Annotated in this window: 16 protein-coding genes; 10 read left to right on the top strand and 6 right to left on the bottom strand. The window is 48.3% G+C overall.

All coding sequences use genetic code 11. The features are described 5' to 3' along the window. The first annotated feature begins 50 nt into the window (after positions 1–50). The gene (locus tag S7335_RS01520; RefSeq protein WP_006455593.1) at positions 51–866 is read left to right on the top strand and encodes an SDR family oxidoreductase; all 816 of its coding nucleotides are present in this window, start codon (positions 51–53) and stop codon (positions 864–866) included. Positions 867–906: 40 nt separating this feature from the next. Here the strand turns inward: S7335_RS01520 and S7335_RS01515 are convergent, their stop codons facing one another. After that, complete coding sequence (locus S7335_RS01515; RefSeq protein ID WP_006455822.1) at positions 907–1680, bottom strand: alpha/beta hydrolase; 774 nt, start codon at positions 1678–1680, stop codon at positions 907–909. Positions 1681–1849: 169 nt separating this feature from the next. Here S7335_RS01515 and S7335_RS25615 point away from each other — a divergent pair, with 169 nt between their 5' ends. Beyond that, positions 1850–2746, top strand: a complete 897-nt coding sequence (locus S7335_RS25615; RefSeq protein WP_006453904.1) for a glycosyl transferase family 8 — start codon at positions 1850–1852, stop codon at positions 2744–2746. Between the two features lie 5 nt (positions 2747–2751). Here S7335_RS25615 and S7335_RS01505 read toward each other — a convergent pair whose 3' ends face one another. Together S7335_RS01505 and S7335_RS01500 are read right to left on the bottom strand one after the other, a co-directional pair. Further along, positions 2752–3954 (bottom strand): tetratricopeptide repeat protein, encoded by a 1203-nt coding sequence (locus tag S7335_RS01505; protein ID WP_006454831.1) that lies wholly within the window; start codon positions 3952–3954, stop codon positions 2752–2754. Positions 3955–4026: 72 nt separating this feature from the next. Then, positions 4027–4917, bottom strand: coding sequence for a HEAT repeat domain-containing protein (locus tag S7335_RS01500; protein ID WP_006455599.1), 891 nt, complete (start codon positions 4915–4917; stop codon positions 4027–4029). Between the two features lie 147 nt (positions 4918–5064). On the opposite strand from S7335_RS01500, the gene S7335_RS01495 reads away from it, so the two are divergent. The 8 genes from S7335_RS01495 to S7335_RS28330 all read left to right on the top strand — a co-directional run bounded on the left by S7335_RS01495 (position 5065) and on the right by S7335_RS28330 (position 12640). Continuing rightward, positions 5065–6327 carry a HEAT repeat domain-containing protein gene (locus S7335_RS01495; protein WP_038016746.1) on the top strand — a complete coding sequence of 421 codons (1263 nt, stop codon included), beginning with the start codon at positions 5065–5067 and terminating at the stop codon, positions 6325–6327. An 87-nt stretch (positions 6328–6414) separates the two neighbouring features. Then, the gene (locus S7335_RS01490; RefSeq protein ID WP_006455043.1) at positions 6415–6987 is read left to right on the top strand and encodes a phycobiliprotein lyase; all 573 of its coding nucleotides are present in this window, start codon (positions 6415–6417) and stop codon (positions 6985–6987) included. Between the two features lie 38 nt (positions 6988–7025). Next, positions 7026–7325, top strand: a complete 300-nt coding sequence (locus tag S7335_RS01485; RefSeq protein ID WP_369791670.1) for a type II toxin-antitoxin system VapB family antitoxin — start codon at positions 7026–7028, stop codon at positions 7323–7325. Further along, positions 7325–7720 (top strand): type II toxin-antitoxin system VapC family toxin, encoded by a 396-nt coding sequence (locus S7335_RS01480; RefSeq protein WP_006456807.1) that lies wholly within the window; start codon positions 7325–7327, stop codon positions 7718–7720. The genes S7335_RS01485 and S7335_RS01480 overlap by 1 nt, the downstream gene beginning before the upstream one ends. A gap of 220 nt (positions 7721–7940) precedes the next feature. Beyond that, on the top strand, positions 7941–8129 hold the full coding sequence (gene rpmG, locus S7335_RS26550; protein ID WP_071776896.1) for a 50S ribosomal protein L33: 189 nt from the start codon (positions 7941–7943) through the stop codon (positions 8127–8129). A gap of 41 nt (positions 8130–8170) precedes the next feature. Continuing rightward, positions 8171–8386: a 30S ribosomal protein S18 gene (gene rpsR, locus S7335_RS01470; RefSeq protein WP_006456672.1), complete on the top strand. Its 216-nt coding sequence runs from the start codon at positions 8171–8173 to the stop codon at positions 8384–8386. Between the two features lie 282 nt (positions 8387–8668). Further along, entirely contained in the window at positions 8669–10714 is a 2046-nt protein-coding gene (locus S7335_RS01460; RefSeq protein ID WP_006456188.1) for a ribonuclease catalytic domain-containing protein, read from the top strand. 201 nt (positions 10715–10915) lie between these two features. Next, positions 10916–12640, top strand: a complete 1725-nt coding sequence (locus tag S7335_RS28330) for a serine/threonine-protein kinase (RefSeq protein ID WP_050765755.1) — start codon at positions 10916–10918, stop codon at positions 12638–12640. A gap of 101 nt (positions 12641–12741) precedes the next feature. On the opposite strand, the gene S7335_RS01450 is transcribed toward S7335_RS28330, so the two are convergent. The 3 genes from S7335_RS01450 to S7335_RS01440 form a co-directional block, all read right to left on the bottom strand. Further along, positions 12742–13596 carry an IS982 family transposase gene (locus tag S7335_RS01450; RefSeq protein WP_006453544.1) on the bottom strand — a complete coding sequence of 285 codons (855 nt, stop codon included), beginning with the start codon at positions 13594–13596 and terminating at the stop codon, positions 12742–12744. 89 nt (positions 13597–13685) lie between these two features. Continuing rightward, positions 13686–14555 (bottom strand): neutral zinc metallopeptidase, encoded by an 870-nt coding sequence (locus S7335_RS01445; protein ID WP_038015392.1) that lies wholly within the window; start codon positions 14553–14555, stop codon positions 13686–13688. Positions 14556–14707: 152 nt separating this feature from the next. After that, positions 14708–16006, bottom strand: coding sequence for an AAA family ATPase (locus tag S7335_RS01440; protein ID WP_006456871.1), 1299 nt, complete (start codon positions 16004–16006; stop codon positions 14708–14710). Between the last annotated feature and the right edge of the window lie 33 nt (positions 16007–16039).

Raw genomic sequence — 16039 nt, 5'->3', positions numbered from 1 at the left:
TTTGAAGATCTTGATTGGGTTGCGAACTGCTGTTACTGATAGAACCTAGTATGAAAGCTGCAATTATTGGCTGCGGATATGTCGGCACAGCGGTTGCAAAGCTATGGCGAGCCAAAGGCTTTGATTTACTCGTTACAACTACCCGTCAATCACGAGTTGAAGCGCTTAGCCAGCTAGCAGATGACGTTCGCATTGCCATTGGAACGAACGCTTCGCAAATGCGAGACGCATTGGTTGACAGACAAGTCGTGTTGCTGTGTGTAGGGTCGCACAAGGACGCTAGCTATAGAGATACCTACTTAGGAACCGCTAGAACACTGACAGAAGTTCTTCCTAGCACTGATGTGCAACAGATCATTTATACGAGTACCTGCTCTGTTTACGGAGAGCATCATGGTGCCTGGGTTACCGAGCTGATGCCGCCCTCACCAATCACTGAAAATGGAAAAATTATTGAGGCGACTGAGCAAACGTTACTGTCTGCGATTATGCCGCAGAGAAAGGTTTGTATCTTACGGCTAGGTGGTATCTACGGTCCTGGTAGAACGTTAGGGAAAATATACAGCCGAGCGGCTGGGACAACTAGACCCGGCAAGGGTAACGAGGGGACTAATTGGGTTTATCTCGATGACATTGTAGGCGGCATCGACTGGGCAAGACAGCAGCAGCTATCGGGCCTATACAATCTTGTTCAAGACGAAGTACCGACTATTCGAGAACTCATTAGCGAAGTGTGCGATCACCATCAGCTCTCACCGGTGCTCTGGGACGAGACGCAACCTAGTACCCGCAAAAATGTCCGTGTTTCTAATGCAAAAATTAAAAGTACCGGCTATCAGTTTTCTCATCCAACCTTCTGGGAATAGACAGTTGCAGCCATATAGCCAAGGTTCAATACGGTCAAAGTCATGCCCGTATAATTAGCTGCTCTAACAGCTCAGAGACTTCTTCGGCTCGGTTCATTACCATCAAGTGCCCGCTTCTTTCTAAGCTGTAATTGGGATTGACGAACCAATAGGGAAAGATGCGATCGCTCTTCCCGTGAATATGCACTAGGCCATCTGGAATCTCCTGATTTTTCCAGGTTACCACTTTGTGCAAAGCCCATTTCAAGAAGTGCGGATCGGTTTCTATTAGTATCGTCTTGAGCAGCTGCTTCTGCTCATCTCCTTCTGGTGCAAACAGCCAATAGAGCAACCAATACACTGCCCAAAGTAAGCTTTTGAACGGAAGAATTCGATGAAGCGGAAAGACCCGAAATAGCTTGAAGTAAAAAGGTACTTCTGAGCTATCCTTAGCGCTAGAGAGTAGAACTACCTGTTTAGTTTCGATCTGTTTAGCAATTTCTACGGCAATCAAACCACCGAAAGAAAGGCCCACTATAATCGGACATTCATCTTGTATCTGCGCTGTTAGCCGCTTAGCATAGTCAGCGATTGGTTCATTAGGTTCTGGCAATATCCAACGAATGTGGACTGGCCGATAGCCCTCGTAGCGCAGCCATTGAAAAACTCGCTCATCAGCGCCAAGTCCACTGACAAAGTAGATAGGCTCTAGCTTAGCTAAGTGCTCATCGACTATCGTTACAGGCTGTGAGTCGTTTTCTGTTGCTTGAACCTCTGATACTAAGTCTGAAGTTGAATCTAATGCTGATTGAGTCGACTCCGTAGGACTGCTCATTAATTCTGACCGCTGTTTTTGATCAAGGGGTTCGTAGCAACATATTTTTGCTAATTCTACCTACAAGTATTGAGAGCAAACTCTATAGATAGAAATAGTTGCCCTCTGATGGGCCTCAGGACCCGCCTTGTATAATAAGCGCTGAATGATGCTGACGTTTTAGCAATTGATGACAATTAAGGGAATGAATGTAGAAATCGTCTTTTCTCTCAATAGAAAAATCTGGCTATCGTTGATTGTGGCGATGAATTCTATTGTAAGCAATGCTAGCAATCCTGATACTATTCGGTTTAATGTATTGGTGCCTCCTGGAGAAGAACAGTTCTTTGAGAAGAAAATTAGAGAAGCGCTCCCTTCGTTAGCTGCGCAGTGGCGAGTAAAATCGTATCTACCACCCGCGTTTATGCAAGAGTATCTAGACAAGCGATTCAAAGAAAAGACAGAAGATCGAAGAAATAGTCGCTACATTCAATACTCTCGGTTTTTCTTTAGAGACGCCTTTGAAGATCTAGAGAGAGTCATCTATCTCGATACGGACTTGATCGTTTTAGGAGATATCGCAGAGCTATACGCCTATACAAAGGCTCTAGACGAACATTGCTACTTTGGATCTATCCCCCACTTTTACCCATGCATCTTCTATTTTAGCAATTTCATGAAGATGAGAGAAGAGATTCCAAAGTTCAAACAAACATTTAATGCAGGCGTTTGGTTCACCAATCTCTCTTTCTGGAACGAGAAGACTTATGAGCGTCTAAATTATTATCTAAGCCTAGATGCCAAAAGCAACTATAAGCTATATACCTTGGGAGATGAGCCTGTTTTTAATCTCATGTTCAAAGACTACTTACAGGCCGACAAGAACTGGAATCGCTGCGGCTATGGTACTCATCCAGCGGTTACAAATCTGTTCCTAGCCTCTGGTGAAAAATTCTTATCTGAGGCTAAGCTAATTCACTGGAGCGGTCCATTTAAGCCTTGGTCATCGCCTAAAATTCGATTTGCAGATCTGTGGAGGACATACCTACCCACCCCATTAGCTGCGGACTACAAAAGCTACGCATAGGCTTATCACTGTTTTGTCTTAGCCGTGTACTTTGTAGAGCTGAAGTAGCAGAGACTACTGTAGAGATGAAAGACAAGATCCCAGTCGCTAGGAGCGCGGCGATTTAGGTCTAGATTTGGGGAGATTGCCGGTAGAAGCGGAACAAATTCTAGAGCACTTTCGCTAAATTTAGAAAAGTCGCTATGGTGTCGATCACTGCTGGTTTTGATTAGCTGCGATCGCAATTCATTCCACTGAATCCGGCTGCTGAGTTCGGTGGTTGTACCAAGGGTAATGCCCTTTTGATATTGGTAGAGGCGATCGCATATCCTCAGCACAATCTGTCTTCCTGGCAACTGCAAATCCAATACTTGTGCATAGTCCAGCACCCTTTCTTTATAGACTGTTCTACCCCAACTACCTAAATCTACAACTTGCTCAAAAATAGGCAGCTGAGCGCTGATAACCTGGCTGACTTCTGCTGTGTCGAAGCTGATTCTACCGAGCTGCCCATCTGCGTTTTTGCATACTACAACTAGGTTAGGTGAAAGTGCTTCAAAGTATTTGACTTGAAACGTTTGAAGAGACTTAATTTGACTAATCTTGACGCAGAAGCAGGGAGCGGCCAGTTGCTGGGCATAGTAATCGACTTCAACCCAAGGGCCGATACGATGAATGCGCAATCCGCTATTCGGCAGCTTTAGACGAGCGGTGTAGAGATCGAGATTGAAGACGCTAGCGATGCTCTCAATGGCGGCTTTCGTGGCTTGACTCGTTTCGTACTTAGCGGCTCGATTAGTGGCTTGGTTGGCGACTTGATTGGTTACTGACTGGCTAAGTGGGTTAGAAGGTGGAAGAGAGGCGATCGCTAAGATCGCTAATTCTGCACCATTCGCGCTGACTTTTGCTTGTATTGCCTGACCTTTTACCGTTTTTTGAAGATTTTCTATCCGCTGTACCCCAGCCCTTGCCTGTTGAATAATCTTTGTACTGGCAGATTGTTTTAATAGTGCTAGATAGGTTTTCTGGGCGGATGCTAATTTGTTCGTTTGCTCTTGCAGCTTAGCTACGTATAGCCACAGTAAAGGACTTGACGGCTCTTGCTGCTGCCACTGCTTTAACAAACAAGTAGCTTGCTGATAATTGCGAGCTTCTAAAGCGGAAGCAACGTTGGTTTCCATAGTCAAGATATAGAAAGTCAAGATATAGAAAGCATAGAAGGTAGCCATCTAGCGCCCGTAGGTGTAGCTCTCTTGCTTTGCAAAGGACTCATCTGCTAGCTGTATGTGGCTTATATTTCCCTAATCCCAATCATCCGCTTCCACTTTTCGTTCTAACTGGGAAATGGCTAACCGGAAAACAGGTTGTAGAGCTTCGTCGGTTTCATTCTCTAAAGCAGTCTTGAGAGGTGCGATCGCCTGGCTGTCTCCGATTTTCATCAGGGCCATTGCCACTGTCTTTCTAACGTCACTATCTCTATCAGGTAGCGCTGTCGTTAGATAGCTCACCATGTCTGGATTGCTGAGTTTACCAAGCGCGGCGGCAGCCTCAGAGCGAACCATAGCAGAGCGATCGCTAAGGCTGCTAATAATCAACCCTAGCGCCTCTTGGTCGTCATTATCTTGCGCCAGGCTAGTGAGCGCACCCACCACAGCGCTACGAACTTCGGCTTGGTCAGAATCGATTGCCTGATACAAATGCTGTGCGCCAGCTCTGCCGATAAAAGACAGCCCCCAAGTTGCCAGTCCTTTAGAGCTATCAGGGTAGGCAGGTGAGGCGATAATATCGAGCAGGACAGGCGCGGCCGCTTCTCCCATCACCGCTAACGCACCGACAGCCGATCCTCTAACCACCGTATCGTCATCATGAAGCAATGAATGGACAAGGGTTGGAATCGTCGAGGGGTCGGCGATTAGCGTCATGGTTTTAGCACAGGCTCGTCTGACAGTCGGGTTTTCATGCTGCCTTAGTCCGTTGATTAGTGCGGGCGTAGCCGGTTTCCCGACTTTACCCAAAATCTCAGCGAAGGCTAGACGTTTCATTCCCCGAGTATCGTTGAAGCCTTCGACTAGCTGCTCTATCAATTGGACGTCAGTAGCATCGAAGGTGCCTGTGTTCTGCTGAGTTTGAACTTCAACGATAAGTGCGTCAGCTTCGGCGTGGGAGAGGGCAGGTTGTCCGGGACTAGTCATAAACGTTTGGTTATATACAGAGGTTATCTAGGGAGCTGCATTTTACAAGCTGGTTTCGAATTGTTTTTTTGATCTAGGCGCTCTCTAATGCGATCCTATAAGCAGTGAACAGTTTTGCAGGCCGCCTTTGACCGGTTTTTGACTGCTATGACCAATCGGTTTTCTAGTCTGTTTAATCTGAGCGAAGATCAGGCCATTGAGATTTTAGATGGGCCTGCGGATGATTCAAACGAGGCATCGAGCCGGTATATTGCGGCCTCTCACCTCGTAAATTTTAATACGGAGCGGGCGATCGCAGCGCTTATGCGAGCAGCGAACAATACGGTGCCCGATCTAGATAATCGCATCGTGCGACGAAAAGCGGTGGAAAGCCTAGGTCGATTGAAGGTAAAGGCAGCTCTACCTGCGATCAAAGCTTGCCTAAGTGACGAAGATAACTATCTAGTCGAAAATGCGGCCTGGGCACTCGGTGAAATTGGGACAGACAACTCAGCCACGCTAGAACAACTGGCTAAGCAGTTAGAGCGACCTGAGCAAAGCTATCGAACCATTATCCACACCCTAGCGACTCTAGGCTATGAGCCGGCTGTAGAACGGATTCGCCCTTTTATAAGCAGTGAAAGCGGACCGATTGCCAGTGCAGCGCTGTCGGCTCTCTACCGGCTAAAGGGCGATGAAAGTGTCATACCGAAGATACTAGGCTATTTGCAAAATACGAATGTGAACGCGCGGCGTGGCAGTATTCAAGATTTAATCGACGCCCAGTACTTCAAGGCAATTCCAAACATAGCTCAGTGTCCGGTTTCGATGGTGTTTCGGCTGCGGGGCATTAAGCTGCTGGCAGCAGCGGGGATAGAGGCGGATGCGATCACTTTCTCTCAAGTCAAACCTTGGCTAGAAAAGACCCTGCGCGACCATCCCGATGACGTCACGCTTGTTCATTCCTACAGCTCGCTGCCTGCTCTCGAAGAACTCATCCAAGCGCTATACGGCACCGACTTTGGCCGCTGCTACCTGAGTAGCAAAACACTGATAGAAAACTACGCAGAGGCGGCACCGACAGCGCTAGTTGAAAGTTATAGATCCGAGGGCTACAACGATTACGGCGCGCATTATCACATGATGCGGCTGTGCGGCTGGCTAAAGATGAGTGAAGCCTACGACTTGCTGGTAGAGGCGCTGCACAATAAGGCTCCGCAGTTTCAAAAGTCTAGAGTGGCGGCCGCGATCGCCCTAGGCGAGCTTGGCAATTCGGCGGCGATTGATGAATTGAAAACAGCCGCGACTATACCTATTTGGGATCTTCAATATGCGGCAATCCTGGCGCTAGATCAGTTAGGCGTGTCAGTTAACGAATCGGATATAGATTCTACCGATTGGCTAGTTCAAGAAAAGCTAACTTCTCTGTAATCTAAAGCTAACTTCTCTGTAATCTATAGACAATGACGACAGATAACAACGACCCGTTAGACAACGATAGTTTCAGGATGCCTAGCTATGACAGCGCTTGCAATTTTTCATCAGTTTTTTGATAGCTGCGTGGGTGGCTGGGATTCTGAGCGGACTTATCATTATTTAAGCGAAGGGGTAATTGAGCGATCGCATACCGAATTTCAAGTTCAGCCGCTGACCGCCGACAAAAAAGCTAAAGTCCTTTCGGACAACCGCTTTGAGCAGAGTACAGATATGCAGATCTGTCCGGGCTTTCACTTAGTTTTTCATACCGTTTCTGAAGCAGGCGTCGTCAAAGATCAGTCGCTGAACTTAGCTTTTGTGCCTAACGATGAGACGGTGAGTGCTGAGTATGTGCTCGAAGGCGCCTACTTGCGCGACCGGGCCTACGAAGAAGATCGCCCGATCATTTCCGATTTTCGCTTTGATGCACGTACCCGCGAATTGCTGATGACCACTCGCTATACGCGCATCATCTCCGTCGATTCCATCACCTTGATCAGTCCTCAGATGCGGATTCGCCGTATCTTCAACTACATTCGCCCCCCCGAAGGCCAGCCGCTAGATAAGCTGGCTCTCGTCGGATTTGGCGTTGAACAAAAGCAAACACCTGCATAGAGCCATAACCAGAGCCATAACTCGTATCAACATTGAGGATGGTAGAGTGGTATAGCTCTTATACTATTGCTGATGCGGGAATGAACATCAAAGATACACAAGCCCTTAGTATGGCTCGTGAACTTGCCGCTCTCACAGGGCAAAGCTTGACAGAAACTGTGAAGACGGCTCTCCAGCAAGCATTATTTAGGCATAAAACAGAGCAAGAAGGCTCTAAGCCAAGGCCTCTAGCTGAGCGACTCAATGAGATTGCATTGCGCTGTGCTGCTTTGCCTGACTGTGACAAACGAAGTGCGGACGACATCTTTGGTTATGACGAAGATGGGTTGCCAAGGTAATGGTTATCGATACCTCAGCAATTGTCGCGGTTCTATTCGATGAACCAGAACGAACGGATTTTGTATATGCAATCGCCGCAGCTAGTACTCGTTTGATGTCGGCCTCAACACTTCTAGAGTGTTACTTGGTAATTGAATCGCGAAAACAGGCGCTGGGTAGAACGGAGTTAGAACTGTTCGTATATGAAGCCGATTTCAAAGTTGTACCCTTTGATAAGGTTCAAACTGTCCTCGCAGCGGCTGCTTGGCGTGAATATGGCAAAGGGCGGCATTCAGCAGGTCTCAACTTTGGAGATTGTTTTGCATACGCTCTTGCAAAAGCAAGAGAAGAGCCTTTGTTGTTCAAGGGAAATGATTTCTCACAGACAGACATCACCCCCGTAAGCATTACGTAGCGGCACAAGCCATTGCAGTCCACTGCCGGCATAGCCTACGAGAGTTATGCGCCACCTGACCAGTGCCATTTGCGCTTTCAGCCTGGAAACTGTACTTCCGCCAGGTTACAAAGGTGATAGTCCTATCTAGATAGGATACAAAATCTAAGTTCATATTTTCTGATTCTATGGCACAATTGAAGACTGCATTGACACAAAGTTCTTCGTTCTTCCAGCAATCATGGCAAAAGGCGTCCGTCTCGTAATAACACTCGAATGTACCGAGTGCCGTACTAATCCCGACAAGCGCTCCAATGGGGTTTCGCGCTACACCACCCAAAAGAACCGTCGTAACACGACTGGTCGTATGGAGCTGAAAAAGTTTTGCACCCACTGCAACAAGCACACCGTCCATAAGGAAATTAAGTAAACAAGAGATCGACTAGCTAAGGATATAGAGAATAAAAGGTTATGGCTTACTTCCGTCGTCGGGTTTCTCCGATCAAACCAGAAGAAAAAATTGACTACAAAGATGTAGATTTGCTTCGCAAGTTCGTAACCGAGCGCGGTAAAATCCTGCCTCGTCGGATTACTGGCCTGACGTCAAAGCAGCAGCGCGATCTAACCAAGGCAATCAAGCGAGCCCGTGTGGTTGCTTTGCTGCCGTACGTCAACGAAGATGGCTAGTCTGCTCTTGGGCTATCTGACCTGCTGAAGAGATCGCATCGAAGAGACTGCACTGAAGAAAATTTGTGTCAGACAAACAAATAAATATCAAGCTATCTGCATTGGGCAAGGACTCGTTTCTTTTGTCTGCTACTTTGACTAGTAGTGTAGGTAGCTTTTTTGCTGTAGCCATTTCGCACTCAGAACTCCGCTAATGATAGTCGCTCTTTTTGTAATCCTGGCCGGGGAGAGCGAGATGGCGATCGCTCAAAACTCACACCAGAAACTCACACCAAAGGAACTGTGGAAAAGGGAACGCTCATAGAATTCAAGCTGAAAGGATCGCCCTATCTAGCTGTCGCTGATAGACCAGAAGGTAAAAAGAATTGGGTCCTCGTCGATCAAGCTGGACAGTCTCATACTATCCATCCTCGGCAAATCATCTATGAAGTCAGCGATGCTAGCTATGAGCCTACCGAGATTGAAGAGTTTACAACCGAAGCGCAGAGCTATATCGATCCAGATAATCTGGAGGTGGCATGGGAGCTATTGCTAGAGCTAGAAGAGCCAGCGACACCAGCTTCCCTAGCACAGCTATTATTTTCTGATCAAAGTCCGCCACTCTGCTACGCGGCGCATCGACTGCTCAGCGAGGACAAAATATTTTTTAAGCAAAAAGGTGACCATTACGAACCTAGATCGGCTAGTCAAGTTGAAGAGCTTCAGCATAAGATTGCGCGTGAAGCTGCTAATCAGGTAGAGCGAGAAGGCTTCTTGGCTCGAGTTCAGGCCGCGCTATCTGGCGAGTCGGTTGAGTGGGAAAAGAGCGATCGCCCGCGCTTGGAGATTGTTGAACGCTATGCGCTGCTAGGCGATGAATCTAGCCAAAAGAGTGCTGCCCAAGAGCTACTCACTGAGCTTAACCAAGACAAGTCACCAGAGGCTGCCTTCGACTTTTTGGTTGCGCTAGGGCTATGGGATCAGCACGAGAATCTAGCCTTACGACGCCGACAGATTCCCACTCAGTTTCCTGAAGAAGTGAGTGCGAGCGTAGCCCAAATCATTGAATCGCCGCCTGCTGAAGAAGGCGATCGCGTTGATCTTACCCATCTGAAGGTCTACACCATAGATGATGAGAGTACCCAGGAGATCGACGACGGCCTTAGCTGTGAAACCCTAGCTGATGGCCGTCAGAAGCTGTGGATTCATATTGCTGATCCAACTTACTGGATCAGTCTCAATGGCATATTAGATACTGAGGCTCGCAGACGCTGTACCACCGTGTACTTGCCAACTGGCGTCATTCCTATGTTCCCTTTCGAGTTAGCTGCCGGACCGATGAGCTTGGTTCAAGGCCAGATATGCAACGCGCTTAGTTTCAGTGTGCTACTTGCAGAAGATGGCAGTGTAGCAGAATACAGTATTCAGCCGAGCGTCGTGAAACCCACCTATCGACTGACTTATGACGACGCAGATGAAATGATCGAGCTAGGTGTTCAGGCAGAGAGTGAACTGCTTGCCCTATTCGATCATGCCAAACAGCGTTTATCCTGGCGAAAATCACAAGGCGCTATTGATATTCAGCTGCCTGAATCTGTCATTAAAGTTGACGATGACGTGATTACTATCGACATCCTCGAATCATCAAACTCCCGTGAAATGGTTGCCGAGATGATGATTCTCACTGGTGAGATAGCGGCTCGCTACGGCGAAGACAATAAAATTCCGCTGCCCTTCCGCGCTCAGCCACAGCCCGAACTTCCTCCTGAAGAAGAACTGATGCAGCTAGAAGCTGGATGGGTGCGTGATTCTGCTATTCGCCGATGTATGACTCGGAGCGAGATGAACATCACGCCTGCCCGCCACGCGACCCTTGGGCTAGATCGCTACTGCCAGGTGACCTCTCCCATCCGTCGCTACACAGATCTGATGGGACACTTCCAAATCAAAGCCCATCTGCGCGGAGCCGACCTGCCGTTCACGCCCGTAGAGATGCCTGAGATTATTGCCAGCGTCTCTAACGCCGCCTATGAAGCTGTAATGGTAGAGCGACAGACGAAGAAATATTGGGCAATCGAGTACCTAAAGCGGCAGAATGAAGCAAACCCAGGACAGCCCTGGGATGTGATCATGGTGCGCTGGCTGCGAGAACATGAGAGCCTGGGCCTAATTATCTTTGAGGACTTGGGCCTGGAATTCGTTATGCGCTTCGACCGAGCTGTAGAAGTCGGTGAGCGGCTGACGATTCAGGTAAGCTACGCCGACCCTCGTCAAGAAATGATTCGCTTTAAGGAAGTTGCCATAGCGACAAACCAGGAGGAAACCGTTATTGAAGAGTCAGCTAGCTGAAACCGTTTTATTTGCTATGCACCTATAGCAGCGTTCACCTGGCTTAAACTATTACTAGAAGCGATAACGCTTAATTCATAAAGCGCTAGGTCGAAGCGCCAAGTTGAAGCGTTAGGTCGAAGCGCTAAGTGCAACGCAAGATGTATGGACTAAGATCTATATTGACTGCCTAATGTGCTCTTTTTCCATAGTCAATCTTCTATGAGTAATCAATCTCATCTACCGAGCTACATAGAAGGTCTGCCTCTGCTGGGGGGGCGCTATCAGATTACAGGACGGTTAGGCGCTGGCGGATTTGGACAAACTTTCTTAGCGCAAGATCGTCATAGGCCCGGTTATCCTGAATGCGTGGTCAAACAGCTCAAACCTCAATTTAGCAACGCTGAAGAGTTACGAATTGCTAGACGGCTGTTTGAAACAGAAGCTAGCGTGCTCTCTCAGCTGGGAGATCATCCCCAGATTCCTCGTCTATTAGCTCATTTTGAAGAAAACCAAGAGTTCTACCTAGTACAGGATTTGGTCCGGGGTCACTCGCTAGAATCTGAGTTGAATTTGGCTACGCAGACAGCAGCTTGCTGGTCAGAAGCTACAGTCGTTAGCTTTTTAGGCGATCTGCTAGATACGCTGAAGTTTGTGCACGAGCAGCGGGTGATTCATCGCGACATTAAACCCTCGAATCTGGTTCGTCGCGATCTTGATAGCCGTCTAGTGCTGATTGACTTTGGTTCGGTCAAACAGGTAACTACTCAGATCACCCAAGCGCAGACAAGCCTAGGTAGAACTATCTCTATTGGGACTCAAGGCTATATGCCTAGTGAACAGGTAGCAGGCCGCCCGCACTTTAGCAGCGATATCTATGCTGTTGGCATGATTGCAATCCAAGGATTGACCCAGCGTCATCCTAGTACGCTCTCAATCGATCCTGAAACTGGGGAAATTACTTGGTGTGAAACGCTACCCTATATTCACCCTGCCCTAAGAACATTCTTAGACACGATGGTGCGCTATGACTTTCGTACCCGTTTCCCGACTGCTTCAGATGCCCTTAGCGCTTTGAACTCTCTACCGACCGAGCTGAGCCAGTTTACGACCCTAGCGCCTGCAGAGTACGCTCGTCCTAAACCAAATAGTGAGAATAGTTTAGGCAGCTATCATTCTGCTGATCTTACCCAGCCACTGCCGTCATCTACCACAGCCAAAACTGTAGCCGTATCGTCGCAAAATCAAGGAGTGCAGGCTGACTCACCGCAGGCTACCTTGCTAAAGACCGAAAGACCAGCAGCACCTTCAACCTCTCCGCCTAGACGAAATGTTTTGTTGCCCTTCGGTCTTTGTATAGGTGCTGTTGCCATATTGAGCACTGGTCTATTAGCTTGGCGCAACAACTTATCAAATCAAGCTGTATCAGAGCAGGTGGTGTCAGAGCCAGATAGGTCACCCGATAGGTCACCACCAGATGGTTTAGAGCGCGTTGAACAGCCTTCGGAACAGCCCTCGACTGAGGGGGACCTAACACCTAGCCCTGTATCAGCTCCTACACCCAGGCCTGCACCTACACCTGCGCCTATACCCGCTCCTAAAGGGGAACCTGCGCCTGATCCTGAAGATGCGATCGCGCTAGTCGAAACTCTCTATAGCGATATCTCTAACCGTTCTTGGGATAGTGCTATTGCTGCCTTTTCAGAAGAACTTAGCCTGAGCTTTAGCCAAGAGTTTTTTGAAAAGTTTAGCCGCGTTACTGTAGAGAATCTTACGGTCGTCGATCGAACGGAGAAAACACTGACGCTTACTGGACAGAATACTTATGTTTATCCTAACGCTGATATTCAGCGGGAAGAACGAACTTTCACACTAGAAATAATCGACGGTCAACCTCGCATTGTCGATTCTCAGTTTGTGCGTGTCATCAAGTCTAGAAACGATTGATCAAGAAGAATCGGCTTGAATAGTGCGCTTGCCTAAGCGAGGTGCTTCGCAAGCCTACCTCAACGTGAGTTCGGGATAAGCCAAAGCCGACAAACTAAGAACTACAGCTCAAACGAAGGCTTCTTCGGTTGATGACAGTAGGCAATCAGTCCACACAAAATGTTCACCCAACAGTTGACGGGACTGCGATGCCTAGAATGCTCAATCTGCGAGATGTTCTTCAACTGGTCGATAATCGTCTCGACGATAGAGCGCTGACGCGCGAGTAGTTTGTCGTTTAAGCTCATCAGATGGTTTTTCATGTTGCGCCTCGGTTTAGCAAAGAAGGCAATATCGAAGTCTTCGCGTAGTTGTTTAGCAAGGTCTTTCGAGACGTAGCCCTTATCGGCAAAGACCTTGCCATGCAGCTCACTGAGTAAGTCAACGACAGGCTGACGGTCGTCGGTATTGCCGGGTGTTAGCGTAGCACCGAGCAGCTCACCGCAGTCACTGACGACTAGATGTAGCTTGAAGCCGTAGAACCAGCCGACTGAAGTCTTGCCGCGAGCTGCCGTGTCGCGACAGACACGGTGCTGATAGATGCGACGGTTGTGGCAAACTTTGAGACTGGTCGCATCGATGAAGCTGATGCCGCTACAACGGCCGAAGCAGTGCTTTAAGTAGCAACATAGAGGCAGTAGAGAAGCGGGCGTCCATTCGACAAAGCGGTTGTAGCTAACAAGCTTAGGGAAAGCACTGCGTAGATGTTCTTGCACTTCGTTGAGGTAGTAGTGCTTGAAGTTGCGATAGTGGCTTTGATGAAAGCGAATCAGAATAGTTAGGATTTCGCTTAGCGTCAAAGAACGCGCTCGTAGCCGACTGGTCGCGCCGCTGGTTAGCAGTTGCTGGTGCCAGCGAGGTTCGAACCACTTGCAGCAGTCATCGACGTGGCAAAAGAGTTCTTCTAGACTAGACATAGCGAAGGATAGGGCTGGATTGGTTTTGATAATCTCAGCGTACCTATCCTTCTTTTTTTCTGCGAATCTTATCCCGAACTGACGTTACCTCAGGAAAACGTGTCGCACTGGTCTACGTCACCGGAAGTGAAGCCGCGGCTAAACCATTCGACTCTTTGAGCAGCGCTGCCGTGGGTGAAAGAGTCAGGGGTGACGTAGCCACGCTGTTTTCTTTGAAGGTTGTCGTCTCCGATTTGGCTAGCGGCGTTGAGGGCTTCTTCAACATCTCCTGCTTCTAAAAGACCGCGTTGGTTGGTATGGTAAGCCCAAACACCGGCTAAGCAGTCGGCTTGTAGCTCTTGACGGACCGAGAGCTGGTTGGCTTGGGTTTGGCTAGCGCGGCTTTGAGCAGCTCGGACTTCTTTCGAGATGCCTAGTAGATTTTGAATGTGGTGGCCAACTTCGTGAGCGATAACATAGGCTTGGGCGAAGTCGCCAGGCGCGCCTAGTTTGTATTTCAGATCTTGGTAGAAACTCAGGTCGATGTAGACCTGCTGGTCTGCCGGACAATAGAAAGGACCAACAGCCGATTGAGCGGTCCCACAGGCTGACTGAACGACATCTGTAAAAAGAACTAGAGTAGGCTCTTGGTATCGACCGCCAAACTCACGCGGAAAGATGCTGTTCCAGGTATCTTCGGTATCGGCCAGGACGACAGACACAAAGTCTGCTAGAGCATCTTCTTCGGGGGAAGTTTCTATTGGGGATGTGTTGTAGGGAGCTCGATCAGACTGGACAGGAGCAGCCGCGTCTAGTAGGACGGTGGGATCTCCACCTAGTAAGGTAATGACGATTGCAACGACAACCATTCCAAGTCCGCCGCCACCGATGGCAATAGGACTACCCCCACCACGGCTGAAGCCGCGCCTTCCTCTACGATCTTGTATGTTTCTACTGCGACGGCCTGTTTTCCAGCGCATAGCTGTGCGTGCGTGAGTCTAAACGAATTCATAGGTTAGCATTCCATCCGCTAGCCTCTTCTGTCACTAGAGATTGATATTACGATTGGAACAACTGACTCGCGATAAGGCTTAATGGTATGAAGGCTTGAGCCATTCAAGCTAGAAGGAACCTAAGGCTCGATATAGCTCAACCGTTCTACCGCCTCAGCTTTGATCATAGGATGTAGCCAGTAGCGTCCCTTTTCAAACGCCAACAAAGAGCGATCGCGCAACGAACTTAAGATCTGTCGCCGCCATTCAAGCGGAATATCCCACATGAGTGCCAAGATCTCATCTGTATCAAACCTAGAGCTGTCTGGAGCGTGATTACCTGCCAATCGACAAATTACTGTATATGCTTTTGGATCTAAGTCGCGCAAGCGATTGACTTGCCCACTAATTAGATTTCTAAGTTCAGCACTGCCTAAGAGGTTAGTGCTGTTCTGTTGCCAGTAGGCACCCAAATCACCTTCAAAATCTTCTACAACTGCTTCACATAATACTTCCATTGCCTTGGCATTACCGTTGTAGGCTCGATGCATGCTCTGCAAGATAGTGGTATAAAAGTCGACTCTTTTAGAGGCTATCTGTTCGATATGCGCTTGAAAGAACTGTTGCCAAGCAGCTAGCGATAAAGTTGGTAGACGGTAATGGTACACCTTCAAGCTAGGTTCGCAAAGGCGATCGCGGCTAGTGATGATTGTTGTTGTTTTGGTCGCAGCTAAGATGCGTAGGAGTTCTACATATCCTCTATATTCTGTGGCAAACTGCCCGCTTTTTGTCAGTACTGGTTCTAGATTATCAATCAAGACTACGCTATGGTTGTCTTTTTCGAGCTGATACTTCAACCGACTCAGCGTAATGCCAAACTCTTCAGCAGGTGCTTGGTTGAAATGCTGTTGCAGCCATTCTTCTACAACACTTTCTACTCGAACAATCCGACTAGTCTCTCTGGCGACAAGCAGCTCCAAGACCTGTTCAAACTGTTGGCAGTAGCGCTGTGCAAGTGTTGTCTTTCCAAGCCCCGCTTCACCTTGAATGACAATTATAGGCTGCTGCTGACTAAGAGAATGTAGCGTTGAAAGGGCTTGCTCTCGACCGATGAAGCCTTGAACCGTTAGAATATGCGACTGTGTTAGAAAATTAGCGGTAGAGGCCTTTTTAAGCGTGCGCTTGATCTGGTTGATAAAACGCGATCGCAAGTTTCCCTTGGTGATTCGCTCCCCCAGCGCATTGGATAATAACCGCCATAGCTGTGAGGCAACATCCTTTACATGACCCTCGCTATATCCAGCTAAAGCAGCGACCTGTCCATAGGTTCTACCCTGCCAGCTTTGCTGAATAATATAGCTTTGTAGATCGCTCAGATGCTTTCCTGTCTGGTCGTATAGCAGCTGATCGGCATACTCAATAGCTTGCTCTATAATCATAATCCCATCGAATTAAGTGTACTAGCCCCAAGT

The sequence above is a fragment of the Synechococcus sp. PCC 7335 genome, from assembly GCF_000155595.1.
In the GTDB taxonomy this organism is placed as follows: domain Bacteria; phylum Cyanobacteriota; class Cyanobacteriia; order Phormidesmidales; family Phormidesmidaceae; genus Phormidesmis.
Note: the sequence above shows the minus strand (reverse complement) of the source record. Positions and strands in the feature narration are given on the sequence as shown.

Coding starts and splice junctions, on each gene's coding strand:
- S7335_RS01520 (WP_006455593.1), top strand. CDS start 51: ATGAAAGCTGCAATTATTGGCTGCGGATATGTCGGCACAGCGGTTGCA.
- S7335_RS01515 (WP_006455822.1), bottom strand. CDS start 1,680: ATGAGCAGTCCTACGGAGTCGACTCAATCAGCATTAGATTCAACTTCA.
- S7335_RS25615 (WP_006453904.1), top strand. CDS start 1,850: ATGACAATTAAGGGAATGAATGTAGAAATCGTCTTTTCTCTCAATAGA.
- S7335_RS01505 (WP_006454831.1), bottom strand. CDS start 3,954: ATGGCTACCTTCTATGCTTTCTATATCTTGACTTTCTATATCTTGACT.
- S7335_RS01500 (WP_006455599.1), bottom strand. CDS start 4,917: ATGACTAGTCCCGGACAACCTGCCCTCTCCCACGCCGAAGCTGACGCA.
- S7335_RS01495 (WP_038016746.1), top strand. CDS start 5,065: ATGACCAATCGGTTTTCTAGTCTGTTTAATCTGAGCGAAGATCAGGCC.
- S7335_RS01490 (WP_006455043.1), top strand. CDS start 6,415: ATGACAGCGCTTGCAATTTTTCATCAGTTTTTTGATAGCTGCGTGGGT.
- S7335_RS01485 (WP_369791670.1), top strand. CDS start 7,026: ATGGTAGAGTGGTATAGCTCTTATACTATTGCTGATGCGGGAATGAAC.
- S7335_RS01480 (WP_006456807.1), top strand. CDS start 7,325: ATGGTTATCGATACCTCAGCAATTGTCGCGGTTCTATTCGATGAACCA.
- rpmG (WP_071776896.1), top strand. CDS start 7,941: ATGGCAAAAGGCGTCCGTCTCGTAATAACACTCGAATGTACCGAGTGC.
- rpsR (WP_006456672.1), top strand. CDS start 8,171: ATGGCTTACTTCCGTCGTCGGGTTTCTCCGATCAAACCAGAAGAAAAA.
- S7335_RS28330 (WP_050765755.1), top strand. CDS start 10,916: ATGAGTAATCAATCTCATCTACCGAGCTACATAGAAGGTCTGCCTCTG.
- S7335_RS01450 (WP_006453544.1), bottom strand. CDS start 13,596: ATGTCTAGTCTAGAAGAACTCTTTTGCCACGTCGATGACTGCTGCAAG.
- S7335_RS01445 (WP_038015392.1), bottom strand. CDS start 14,555: ATGCGCTGGAAAACAGGCCGTCGCAGTAGAAACATACAAGATCGTAGA.
- S7335_RS01440 (WP_006456871.1), bottom strand. CDS start 16,006: ATGATTATAGAGCAAGCTATTGAGTATGCCGATCAGCTGCTATACGAC.